This is a genomic window from Herminiimonas sp. Marseille-P9896 (genome assembly GCF_903993245.1).
Taxonomy (GTDB): Bacteria; Pseudomonadota; Gammaproteobacteria; order Burkholderiales; family Burkholderiaceae_D; genus Oxalicibacterium; species Oxalicibacterium contaminans.
Genome location: NZ_CAJEVT010000002.1, coordinates 454,900 through 467,422, shown reverse-complemented (window position 1 = coordinate 467,422; position 12,523 = coordinate 454,900). Strand labels below are relative to the sequence as shown.

12 protein-coding genes are annotated in these 12,523 nt (G+C 49.2%); all 12 read left to right on the top strand.

Annotated elements, in window-relative coordinates:
- Positions 1-21: 21 nt before the first annotated feature.
- From H7U06_RS07675 to H7U06_RS07620, 12 genes are read left to right on the top strand one after another with little or no spacing between them, the layout of a single operon-like run.
- Positions 22-963 carry an NAD-dependent epimerase/dehydratase family protein gene (locus tag H7U06_RS07675; RefSeq protein WP_175625573.1) on the top strand — a complete coding sequence of 314 codons (942 nt, stop codon included), beginning with the start codon at positions 22-24 and terminating at the stop codon, positions 961-963.
- Positions 964-966: 3 nt separating this feature from the next.
- Positions 967-1,902, top strand: a complete 936-nt coding sequence (locus H7U06_RS07670; RefSeq protein ID WP_175625572.1) for an NAD-dependent epimerase/dehydratase family protein — start codon at positions 967-969, stop codon at positions 1,900-1,902.
- A gap of 19 nt (positions 1,903-1,921) precedes the next feature.
- Positions 1,922-2,980: an NAD-dependent epimerase/dehydratase family protein gene (locus H7U06_RS07665; protein WP_175625571.1), complete on the top strand. Its 1,059-nt coding sequence runs from the start codon at positions 1,922-1,924 to the stop codon at positions 2,978-2,980.
- Positions 2,981-2,990: 10 nt separating this feature from the next.
- On the top strand, positions 2,991-4,028 hold the full coding sequence (locus H7U06_RS07660) for an NAD-dependent epimerase/dehydratase family protein (protein ID WP_175625570.1): 1,038 nt from the start codon (positions 2,991-2,993) through the stop codon (positions 4,026-4,028).
- Positions 4,018-4,845, top strand: a complete 828-nt coding sequence (locus H7U06_RS07655; RefSeq protein ID WP_175625569.1) for an ABC transporter permease — start codon at positions 4,018-4,020, stop codon at positions 4,843-4,845. The genes H7U06_RS07660 and H7U06_RS07655 overlap by 11 nt, the downstream gene beginning before the upstream one ends.
- A gap of 1 nt (position 4,846) precedes the next feature.
- Positions 4,847-6,178, top strand: coding sequence for an ABC transporter ATP-binding protein (locus tag H7U06_RS07650; protein ID WP_175625568.1), 1,332 nt, complete (start codon positions 4,847-4,849; stop codon positions 6,176-6,178).
- Positions 6,175-6,951 carry a glucose-1-phosphate cytidylyltransferase gene (gene rfbF / locus H7U06_RS07645; RefSeq protein ID WP_175625567.1) on the top strand — a complete coding sequence of 259 codons (777 nt, stop codon included), beginning with the start codon at positions 6,175-6,177 and terminating at the stop codon, positions 6,949-6,951. Before H7U06_RS07650 ends, rfbF begins: the two co-directional genes overlap by 4 nt.
- Positions 6,942-8,030 carry a CDP-glucose 4,6-dehydratase gene (rfbG, locus tag H7U06_RS07640; protein ID WP_368492561.1) on the top strand — a complete coding sequence of 363 codons (1,089 nt, stop codon included), beginning with the start codon at positions 6,942-6,944 and terminating at the stop codon, positions 8,028-8,030. The genes rfbF and rfbG overlap by 10 nt, the downstream gene beginning before the upstream one ends.
- Positions 8,031-8,035: 5 nt before the next feature.
- On the top strand, positions 8,036-9,253 hold the full coding sequence (locus H7U06_RS07635; protein ID WP_175625566.1) for a class I SAM-dependent methyltransferase: 1,218 nt from the start codon (positions 8,036-8,038) through the stop codon (positions 9,251-9,253).
- A gap of 58 nt (positions 9,254-9,311) precedes the next feature.
- Positions 9,312-10,229: a Gfo/Idh/MocA family oxidoreductase gene (locus tag H7U06_RS07630; protein WP_175625565.1), complete on the top strand. Its 918-nt coding sequence runs from the start codon at positions 9,312-9,314 to the stop codon at positions 10,227-10,229.
- Complete coding sequence (locus H7U06_RS07625; protein ID WP_175625564.1) at positions 10,216-11,259, top strand: glycosyltransferase family 2 protein; 1,044 nt, start codon at positions 10,216-10,218, stop codon at positions 11,257-11,259. The genes H7U06_RS07630 and H7U06_RS07625 overlap by 14 nt, the downstream gene beginning before the upstream one ends.
- A gap of 10 nt (positions 11,260-11,269) precedes the next feature.
- Positions 11,270-12,508, top strand: a complete 1,239-nt coding sequence (locus H7U06_RS07620) for a glycosyltransferase (protein WP_175625563.1) — start codon at positions 11,270-11,272, stop codon at positions 12,506-12,508.
- Positions 12,509-12,523: the final 15 nt, after the last annotated feature.

Genomic DNA, 12,523 nt, shown 5'->3' with positions numbered 1-12,523 from the left:
ACTGTTATTAAGGAACAAAACATGAAAGTAGTGGTTACTGGCGGTCTTGGACAAATTGGTTCGCATGTTGCTGAAATGCTGTTAGAGCGCGGCGACTCTGTTCTTGTAATCGACAATCTGGCAACAGGTCGACGTGAACATTTGGCGGACCATCCGAATCTCAAAATTGTCGTCGACACAATTGCTGACAAAGGACTTGTCGATCGTCTTATGAGCGATTTCAAGCCAGATGCGGTTGTGCATACCGCAGCTTCCTACAAGGATCCTGACGATTGGTACAACGACACCCTAACCAATTGCGTTGGTGGATCAAACATTGTGGACGCTGCCAAGAAGTTCGGCGTCAAGCGCTTTGTTTATTTCCAAACTGCCCTGTGCTACGGGCTTAAGCCTAGCCAGTCGCCGATTCGCCTGGACCATCCACGTAATCCTGGCAGCAGCAGCTACGCAATTTCCAAGACGACCAATGAGTATTACCTCGAACTGTCAGGCGTCGACTTCGTGACTTTCCGACTGGCAAACGTGGTTGGCCCTCGCAACGTCGCGGGACCTCTGCCCATCTTCTATCAGCGCCTGAAAGACGGCAAACAATGTTTCGTTACCGAAGCTCGCCGCGATTTTGTGTTCGTCAAGGATCTTGCTCGCGTAGTATTGAAGGCGATCGACGGCATCGGCCACGGTGCATATCACTTCTCTTCCGGCAAAGATGTGGCGATCCAGGAACTCTACAATGCCGTCGTGAATGCGATGGGTTTCACCGGTGAAAAACCACAGGCCGAAGTTAAAGCGCTTGGCCCAGACGACGTGTTTTCCATTTTGCTGGATCCGAGCCGCACTTTCGCGGACTTCGGTGACATTGAGTTCACCTCGATGCAAGAAACCGTGTCAGCTGCCATCGACTACTATAAACAGCACGGCACACTTGGTGAGTACACCCACCTGCGCCTACAAGACAAGAAGTAAGCCATGCGTATTCTCATTACTGGCGGAGCCGGTTGCCTGGGTTCGAACTTGATCGAGCATTGGTTGCCACAAGGGCACGAAATATATGTCATAGACAACTTTGCCACCGGCAAACGGGAGGTTGTGCCTGAAGTTCCCGGTCTGACCGTTAAGGAAGGAAGCATCACCGATCCGGCACTTGTCGAAGCTTGCTTTCAACAATTCAAACCGGAGTTGGTCGTGCACTCCGCAGCGGCATACAAGGATCCGGATGACTGGGTTGAAGACGCTTGCACCAACGTCATTGGTAGTGCGTATATAGCCAAGGCTGCCAAGGCACATGGTGTGAAACGTCTGATCAATTTCCAGACGGCGTTGAGCTACGGTCGACCAAACCAACTACCGATACCTGCAAGCCATCCAAGCGCACCATTTACCAGCTACGGGATTTCCAAAACGGCAGGCGAACAGTACATGCTCTTGTCTGGAATTCCGACGTTGTCGCTGCGGATCGCAAACGTTACCGGCCCTCGCCTCGCTATCGGCCCAATCCCGACGTTTTATAAACGACTGAAGGCAGGGCAAAGCTGCTTCTGCTCGGATACTGCGCGTGACTTCTTGGATATGTCCGATTTTCTGGCGTTTATGGACTTGGCCATCCGCGAAAACGCGCCAACGGGTGTGTTCAACGTTTCCAGTGGCGAAGCCCATACGATCAAGGAAATTTTCGACATTGTGACGGACTACCTCGGCCTTGGCCGCCAGGAAGTACCAATCACCCCACCAGCAGCTGATGACGTCCCAGTCGTCGCGCTCGACTCGAGCGAAACGCTCAAAGCCTTTGGCTGGAAGCCTAAGATCGGCTTCGTCGAAACAGTGAAACGCCAGATGGCTTGGTATGATCAATACGGCATCACAGATGTGTATTCGCATCTTAAGGCCCCTACGACATCCAAGTGATGCATGTGGAGATATGTAAATGACTAATAGCAGCTTTAAAGGAAGCAAGGTTCTTGTAGTTGGCGGCGCCGGTTTTATCGGCAGCAATCTGGTCCACCAGATTCTGGAGCAAGATCCGAGTGAAATTATCATTGTCGATAACCTGCTTTCATCGGATGTAGCCAATATCCCTGGCGACTCGCGAGTCAAGTTCGTATTCGGCTCAATTACCAGCGATAAAATACTGGCAGGTCTTCCCCAAGATCTTGACTACGTATTTCACCTGTCTTGCTTCCATGGCAATCAGTCTTCAATTGCCGATCCGTTTGCCGATCACGACAACAACACTTACACATCCCTTAAGCTATTCGACCGCCTGAAGGATATGAAAAACCTGAAGAAGGTTGTTTATGCCGCTGCCGCTTGTGCTGTTGCGGAAAAAACTTTCGACCAGCCAACCGCCACCACCGAAGAACAGCCTGTTACGCTTTACCACGACAGTCCCTACTCCATCTCCAAGATCATCGGCGAACTGTATGGAAATTATTATTTCCAGCGCTATCAACTGCCGTTCGTAAAAGCGCGCTTCTCCAACGCATATGGTCCTAGAGAAATCCTTGGCGCCGGTCAATGGCGAGGCACCGTTCACACAGTATGGCGCAATGTGACACCAACCTTTATTTGGCGTGCGCTTAATGGTGAGGCCTTGCCTTTGGACAATGGCGGTAATGCAAGCCGGGACTTCCTTTTTGTTGAAGACATGGCCCGTGGACTGATGGCGTGCGCGCTCAAGGGCGAATCTGGCGAAGTGTATAACCTTGCGACAGGCAAAGAAACAACCATCCTCGATCTTGCAATGCTGATCAATGAATTCACGGGTAACACCACACCGCTTGATCTGAAGCCAGCACGAGATTGGGACAGATCCGGTAAGCGCTTTGCATCTACCGAAAAATCGGAGAAGCAACTTGGCTTTTCCGCGCAAGTTGATATCCGTGAAGGGGTTCGCCGTACCGTGGAATGGACCAAGGCGAATGCTGAATTGATCAAGCGCAGTATTGCCAAGCACGACAAGATGATGTCTCAGGCTAAATCATGACGAAATCGGCATGGATTTAACTGGGAAAAAATTGGTGGTCATAGGTGGAGCCGGCTTGATCGGATCTCACACCGTTGATCACCTATTAAAAGAGAATGCCAGAGAAATTGTCATCTATGACAATTTTGTTCGCGGCAGCAGAGAGAACTTGTCGGCGGCTCTCAAGGATCCGCGTGTACGCATTTTCGAAGCGGGTGGCGACATCATGCAAAGCGACGTCTTGCACGCCGCACTAAGCGGCGCAGATGGCGTTTTTCATCTGGCTGCCCTTTGGCTGCTTCAGTGCCACGAGTATCCGCAAACTGCCTTCGATGTGAACATTCGAGGCACGTTTAATGTAATGGAGGCGTGCGTAGCTCAAGGTGTAAAGCGGCTCGTATATTCATCGTCAGCCTCTGTCTATGGTGATGCTGTCGAAGAACCCATGACAGAGAACCACCCGTTCAATAATAAGAATTTCTACGGGGCTACCAAGATTGCGGGCGAGGCGATGCTGCGATCTTTCCATCATCGCTATGGCCTCAATTTTGCGGGCCTACGTTATATGAACGTATATGGTCCGCGACAAGATTATCGAGGAGCCTACATCGCTGTTGTAATGAAAATGCTTGATGCGATTGATAACGGTCAAGGACCCACGATCATGGGCGATGGCTCTGAAGCATTTGATTTTGTGGCCGCAGAGGATTGCGGAAGAGCAAACGTTTGTGCGATGAAATCGGAAGCAACAGATAGCTTTTATAACGTGGGGACAGGAAAACGAACCACGCTTAAAGAGCTGGCTGAGATACTGTTGGAAATTACCGGTACGACCTTGCCAATTCAATATGCGCCTGCCAGCCAGGCCACACTTGTTCGGAATCGTATCGGGTGTCCCAAGAAAGCGCATGAGGAAATCGATTTTGCTTCGGAAGTTGATCTAAGAGATGGACTGCGCAAACTGATCGCATGGCGCCGCACTCACAAGGCCGCGCTCGCGAGCGAACAATTATCTCCTGGCTCTGCGCCCGAAGTCAGGCAACACAATGGAAGTGGCTATGCAAAATAATACGATTGTGCTTGAAGCGGGACGTTCCGACGGTCGCTACTGGCGAGACTTGTGGGCAACAAGGGAGCTGATCTGGATATTGGCGTTACGAGACATCTCCGTCCGCTACAAACAAAGTGCGCTTGGTGTGTCCTGGGTATTGCTACGCCCATTGCTAACGATGTTTGTCTTTACTTTTATATTCGAAAAAATTGCCCGCTTACCTAGTGACGGCGGCTTGCCTTATTCCATTTTGGTGTTATCGGGCATGATCCCATGGGTATTGTTTTCTACATCCCTGCCTGATGTAACCAATAGCTTGGTCGGCAATGCGAACCTGATTGGAAAAGTATTTTTCCCAAGGCTGGCAATTCCTATTGCTTCACTTTCGAACGCCATACTGGAGTTCCTGATTTGCGTCGCCTTGTTATTGGTAGTGATGCCAATGTATGGAGTTGCATACTCCTGGACGATCCTTCTAATACCCGTGTTTGCGGCTTTTGCTCTATTTGCCAGCATCGGCCTTGGGCTTTGGTGGGCGACTCTCAATGTCCGCTATCGGGATTTTCGTTTCGTCATTCCATTCGTCGTACAAGCGGGCCTCTACCTTACACCCGTAGGCTTCAGCAGCAGCATGGTCCCGGAAAAATGGCGATTACTTTTTTATCTTAACCCCATGGTAGCCGTGGTCGACGGATTCCGATGGGCAATCAGTGGTGGTGCAAGTCCCATGCATTGGGCCAGCCTTGCTGGCAGTGTCGCAACATCCGGCGTACTTCTGTGCGTCGGCCTCTATTATTTCCGCAAGTCGGAACGAACATTCGCAGACATTATTTGAGATGAACGACACAGTCATACGCATTGAAGGCCTAGGCAAGCAATACAACATTCGCCATGAGTTGCAAAAACACCAGCCGACCACCCTTCGGGAGGCAGTTGTGGCCCAGGTGCGTCGGGCGCTGGGCAGGACGGAGCCATCCAGACTTGAAAGTAGCTCAGGTCCGGTTGAGGAAAGCGAGAACATCTGGGTTCTGCAAGACATCAATCTGGAGATCAAACGCGGAGAAGTGGTCGGGATCATAGGACGCAACGGTGCAGGAAAAAGCACGCTGCTGAAAATCCTTAGCCGCATTACGGATCCCACTTGCGGCCGCGCCACCATTACAGGCCGGGTTGCCAGTCTGTTAGAAGTCGGCACCGGCTTCCATCCTGAATTGACCGGTCGAGAAAATATTTTTCTCAACGGGACCATCCTCGGAATGTCCAACGGTGAAATTCGTAGCAAGTTCGACGAAATCGTCGCTTTCTCAGGGGTAGAGAAATTTCTGGATACGCCGGTTAAGCGCTATTCCAGCGGCATGTATGTCCGACTTGCGTTTGCGGTTGCGTCCCATCTCGAACCGGACATTCTGATTGTCGACGAAGTTTTAGCTGTCGGTGATATGGACTTTCAGAAAAAATGCCTGGGCCGTATGGATGAGGTATCGAAACAGGGACGAACGGTACTGTTCGTTAGTCACAATCTTCCAATGATATCTTCGCTTTGCAACCAATGCGTCCTTTTGGATTCGGGCAAGCTAGTCACCAAGGGTGAGACCGCGGATGTACTGCCCCTTTATCATGGCGCGTCATTTACGCAGTCCAGGAAAGCGGTTGCCCAAGGTGCAGAGCAAACGCGCAAGAAAAAAGTCGAATTGCTATCCGCCTGGGTTACCAATGGTGATCAGGTCGTCGCAAATAAGTTGTCTATCTTTGAAGATGTGTATCTACATATCAAATACACGGTAACCGAGGAATTGTCCGAAGCCATCGTTCCCTTTTTTCATGTCCTCGATGAGAAAGGTGAATATGTCTTTCTGAGCTTCCCTCACAACTGGCCAGAGGACACGGGACGACAAGCTGGGACCTATGAGGCGGTTTGCCATATCCCGGCTCACTTCCTCAATGACGGTTCGTACTCTGTCAGCGTACAGGTCAACACCGTCACCAATGGCCATACGCTCGAGTTCTTCGAACACCATGCGCTACGATTTGTCGTGATGGACAACGTACATGAGAATCCGCACAGGGCTCATGTCAAATACTCTTACCAACTTCCAGGCGTGGTTCGGCCACTACTGGACTGGCAACTTGTTACAGCAACTGATTCTCAAAGCGAGCCAAACAAATGAAATTAGTTATTCTTGCAGGTGGTTTCGGCACACGAATTAGCGAAGAGTCTCACCTTCGTCCCAAGCCCATGATCGAAATTGGTGGCAAACCGATACTCTGGCACATCATGAAGATCTACTCTTCATTCGGCATCAATGATTTCGTGATTTGCTGCGGCTACAAAGGCTATCAAATCAAGGAGTATTTTTTCAACTACTCTTTGCACATGTCGGACGTAACATTCAACATGGCAAAAGACGAGATCACCGTACATAACCGAAACGTTGAGCCCTGGAAGGTAACCTTAGTCGATACCGGCGAGTCCACCATGACCGGGGGACGTCTGCGCAAAGCTGCTCCTCACCTCGGAGATGACGAGGTCTTTTGCATGACTTACGGAGATGGTGTTGGTGACGTCAATCTCACAGACCTGCTGGATTTTCACAAGTCGCATGGCAAACTCGCCACTCTCACAGCCGTTACGCCGCCCGCCAGATTCGGCGCGCTCGAAATCCAGTCAAATGATGAAATCGTGCGCTTTCGTGAAAAACCAGAAGGAGATGGTGAGCTAATTAACGGTGGCTTCTTCGTCCTGTCCCGCAAAGTGCTCGACTACATCGATGGCGACCAAACTATCTGGGAACGCCAACCGTTGGAACGACTGGCATCAGAACGACAGCTGAAAGCATTCAAGCATCACGGATTCTGGCAACCAATGGACACATTGCGCGACAAAAATCATCTTGAAGAATTGTGGGCCAATGGCCAGGCGCCTTGGAAGACATGGCAATGAACAGCAATTTCTGGCAAGGCAAACGTGTCCTGATTACCGGACACACTGGTTTTAAGGGCAGTTGGCTTTCCTTATGGCTAAGCCAACTGGGCGCACATGTCAGTGGCTACTCGTTAGCGCCACCAACATCTCCTAGCAACTTCGTAACCTCGCGAGTGGCAGAAAAACTGCACACCTCGATTGAAGCAGATATTCGCGATCTGAATGCGATTACGAATTGCATTGCCAAGTTGCAGCCTGAAATAGTTTTTCACATGGCGGCCCAGCCGTTGGTGCGAGAGTCTTATCAGAACCCGGTAGAGACCTTCCAAACCAATATCATCGGCACAGTTAACGTGTTGGAAGCTGTTCGCCTAACACCTTCGGCAAAAGCCGTCGTGGTCATCACCAGTGATAAATGCTATGAAAATCGCGAATGGGTATGGGGCTATCGGGAAGATGAGCCTATGGGTGGGCATGATCCATATAGTAGTAGCAAGGGATGCACCGAGCTGGTGACTGCCTCATATCGCTCCTCCTATTTTGCACCGAGCGACTATTCCAAGCACGGGGTGGGCGTGGCAACCGTGCGAGCTGGTAATGTTATCGGTGGCGGTGACTGGTCTACTGATCGCCTGATCCCTGACCTGTTAAAGGCGCATGAACAAAAAGCTGAATTGCTTATCCGGAATCCGATGGCCATACGCCCGTGGCAATTCGTTCTTGAACCTTTGGGTGGCTACATGACCCTTGCTGAGCGACTCTGTGAGAATGGTGCCCAATATGCGGAAGCATGGAACTTCGGTCCCAGCGAAAGTGACGCTATTCCCGTGGAAGCCCTGATACAACGTTTGTCGACATATCTTGACGGCGGGATTCGATATCACGTCAGTTCAGATCCGGTATTGCACGAAGCCATGCTGCTCAAGCTGGATTGCTCGAAAGCCTCTGCACGACTAGCCTGGCGCCCCAGGACCTCGATCAACGACACATTACAGCTGATTGCTGACTGGCAAAACAGTCTGCTTTCCGGCCAAAACATGCAGGCCGTTTCATTGGCCCAGATAGATGCATTTCAGTCATTAACCCAAGGAACTTAACACTCATGAGCGCTTGTTTCGAAATCAAAAAATGCGAGGTATGTGGATCGAACGACCTCACTCCGGTACTGGATCTCGGTAAGCATCCGATGTGCGACGACTTAATCCCAGTCGGCAATCCCGCCGAGTGCGAAACTTTCCCCATCGACATCCTGTATTGCAGGCAATGCGATACGGCCCATCAAAAATACCAGGTGCCCAAAGTACAACTGTTTCCGCAAACCTACCACTACCGTTCACGCTTCACCGCTGACGTGCTGTCTGGCATGGCAGCACTCGCTGATTCGGTTGAAGCCAAACTTGGCTCTCTGAACGGACTTACCGTATTGGACGTGGGCTGCAACGACGGTAGTCTTCTGGACAGATTCTCCGCAAAGGGAGCTAATACAATCGGCGTCGAACCTACCGGTGCCTACTCTGATGCAGAAGGCCGCGGGCATCTGATCATCAATGATTTTTTCTCTGAAGCGACTGCTCGGAAGATTCTTCAAACGCATCCTCGCGTCGACATCATCACCTTCACTAATGTTTTCGCACATATTGAAGATTTGCCGGCCTTGCTTAAAGCTTTGAGCGTGCTGATGAACGAGGACACGATTCTCGTAGTCGAGAACCACTATCTGGGTGCCGTGCTGGAGCGCAATCAGTTCGATACTTTCTATCATGAGCATCCGAGAACCTACAGCCTGCACTCTTTCGTGCACATCGCCAAAACGCTGGGCCGGGAAGTAACCGCGGTAGAGTTTCCTCAGCGTTACGGCGGCAATGTACGCGTCATCATCGGCAAATCCGGCACCGCTACGCCAGAAGCAGTTTCCCTAATCAAGACAACTTTGGAACGTGAAGCGGGCTACTTTGGCCAATTCGCCGAGATGCGTTCGTTTATCGCATCCTGGAAACAGACAAAGAAAGCAGAAATTCAAGCTTTGGTAAAAGCACACGGAAAACTTCTTGCGAAAGCGTTCCCGGGTCGAGCTGCAATTCTGGTTGCCTTGCTCGATCTCTCGGATGAAGAGGTCGAGTGCGTTTACGAAAAACCTGGCTCTCTCAAAATCGGCCACTATCTGCCTGGTACTCGTATCCCGATCCGGTCTGACGATGAACTTTTTGCTCGACTCGGCCAAACCAAAGTACTACTTAACTTTGCATGGCACATTCCAACAGAGATCGAAGCGTATCTGCGCGGCCACGGTTACGAGGGACAGATTGTTCATATCATCTAATACCTGCCTACCGACTGCAAAAACTCGAGCGCAGCAAATCCACGCCGGGAAATCATAGATGTTTACAATCGTCGGCGCTGGATTTGGTTTGTACGGCTATTTACCTGCAGTCATCAATGTTTCTCGGAACAAGGTTGTTCTTGCCGAACAATATCGTCAAACTATTGAATCGCGGCCTGAGCTTGAGCAGTATAAAGAGAGCATAGAGTGGCGGCCTTCTATCGCGGAGGCGTTTAGTTTAGCCTCCGCCGCAATAATCGCAATCCCGCCTCTCGCCCAAGGGAAGCTTGTAGAGCAAGCGCTTTCGGTCAAAGGGATTAAAAAACTCATCATCGAAAAACCCATACTACCTCGCCCTGATGACTCGAGCGCCCTAACTGAGACGATAATCACAAAATCAAAACGTTTCAGGGTAGGTTATAGTTTTCTATACACTGATTGGTACAAGGAACTAAAGAAAAAACTTCAATCACCTGCTTTCAGTCTTCGCATTATTTGGTCATTCAAAGCAGATCATTTTTTTCGCGATAAGGAGACTTGGAAACGATATCATTCGGCTGGTGGGGGAGCACTACGGTTCTACGGTATTCATGTGATTGCTACTTTGGCCTCCTTAGGATATCGCGAGGTAATCTTCAGTCGTCTTGAAGGAGAGACTCCGGATCAACCTGAGAGTTGGTCTGCGTGTTTTACCGGCAGGACCCTTCCCCCGTGTGAAGTTTACGTTTCCACGAATGCAGATCAAAGCATATTCCATGTCGAAACCCTTGAACCCGACGGAGGTATGAGTTTGATCCATCGTGAAAATTCTCCCTTTGCGGTTTCAAGAACATCGCAAGGGCAAGATGGCCGAGTCCCGGTCTTAGAACGCCTGATTCATTCGTTCGCTCATGACGACGATGAATATATCGGTTTGTACCAGGCAACCAATGATTTATGGAAGCGTGCGGAATTAGAAGAAAATGAAGCCAACTAAGAGTACTATCAGTCCAAAAATTTCCTTCATCATATGTACTCGGAATAGGCAACCAGCAGTAACTGATTGTGTAAACAACCTACTTCGCTGTACGAGACAGGACATTGAAATTATCGTTCGCGACAACTGCTCCGAAGACGATACTGTTTCTGTGCTTCAGCAAATCGAAGACCCACGATTCAAACTCTTAGTGGCTCCGGAGAATCAGGGAACGCTCAATTTCTTACTGGCGTCCCAAGCTGCCACAGGCGATATCGTCACTTGGCTTTCAGATGAAGACACTTTCCAATTAGATCATCTCGACTATATTCTTGACGCTTTTGCGGAACACCCTGATTGCAATGCGCTTATGGGAAGTATCGTCGTCGGAAAACAAAACACGGTCGTTCATTTCGATGAGGCGATAATCGATGACGAAATACAAGTTTATTTAGACACCATCTCGTTCTCCGGTTGTGGTGGGATATTCGTACGACGTGAGGCACTGAGGAGCAACGTCCACAAATATTTTAAAGAGCTTTCACAAGATGACGCCTATCGTCTCTGGAATTACTACCCGATGGGCTTCTTTGCTAGCCGTTGCGCTCAGCAAAAATTGATCAAAACTTCCCGCATAGTCGTTATTCAAACGCGATTCGGCCAGACAACTAACAACTGGAGCCGAAAGACATCAAGAGGCTTTGCACAGTGGCCTCACTATTACCCTGAAAGCGTCTTTGACCGACTGTCAAGCAATATCGTCAACATATGGCTGAAGCCACTGCCATTCAACATCAAACTCCGAGCTAGCAGACGATTGATATACGCATTTCAAACACACGCCGCCAGCTACGTTTCTCCCACATTAGCGGATCTGTTAAGGGAAAACTATTCCGAAGAAACGGTGCAGGCATATTTAGAACATATTAATGCGATGAGTTTAGATAAACGCTCGGGCCGTTACATGTGGGTTACACGCAAAATATTTCTATCATTGCCATTGAAGATGCTCCATACATATCGACATTGGCGCAAATTAATTCAAGTCTGAATATCTTGATATGAAGTTTTCAATAATCATTCCAACACAAGACAGGCCGCATCTGCTTGCAGTAGTCGTGCGTTATGCCATGCAAATTGAGCATTCACACTTCGAAGTCATCGTCTCAGACAACTCTACTTCGGATGAATTGCATCAACAGAATTTGGAGATCCTACAAGATTATGTAGGTATGCCCAATTTTCGTATTATCCGTCCTCCAAAAGTTTTGCCTTTACCTTGGCATTTTGAATTTGCCCTCGATAAGGCATCTGGGGAATATATAAGCTATCTCACAGACAAGATGATTATCTTGCCGTCGACGCTTTCCAAGGTAGAAGCTGCCATCCAAGCGACTAATGCCGAGATCGTGAATTGGGCCTATGCCCCATTCGCCGTTGATGATATACATAGTCCATCTGGTTCAGGCCTGCTGACTGAGGAAGTTTGTTTTCTAAAAGGCCGCCCGCTAATATTTGATGCGATAAAAGCTCTAGAATTCAAAGCCAGTGGCAAAACCCCTCGCAATCAGCAACAAACCTATGACTATGCTTTGGGGAAAATCGTTTTCGGTTGCTATAGTCGGAACCTTATTAACCGAATTCTTGAAAAATCCGGAACACTATTTGGCGGCGCAACTCACGACTATAGCGCAATGATACAAGCCTTATCGATGGCCAAAGCCTGCGTCATGTTAAATACATATGGAGTCCTCTTTATTTCCTTACCAAGAGACAAATCTCTAGGCTCCCTTACAGCAACTGATTCCCAATCGGCACTACGTTATTTCCAATCATTTTCAGATGGTGAATCTATCATTGCCAATTTACCAGTTCCTGGGCTTTATTCGTCTCAGCACAACATGGTTGCTTATGACTATAAGAAGTTCCTGCCCATGTATGGAAAGATTGGTCTATTCAACCAAAGAAACTGGCTCTCCTCAATATCTGCGGATCTTTATTTCGAGGGAAGAGTATGGTCTGACCTTGAAGAGCGTGAAAATCAATACAAGCTTTTCTCAAACTATTTAAAAAAAACCAATCAGACGGTCTCTCACAGCGAACCTCAACAGAGTGCGCCTAAGCCAGGATACCTCATTCGTATACTGAAGCGTTTAACAAGATTAATTCGCATCACGCCCCCTGAAGAACCAACTCAGATTACCTCTCGACAAACTATGGTGCAATCATTGGCAGCTGCTGTTCAGCACCTTCAAAACAGCACATCAGAAAAAACAAGGGATGAAGGGGGGGTAGCTTGATCATCTCTTTCTACG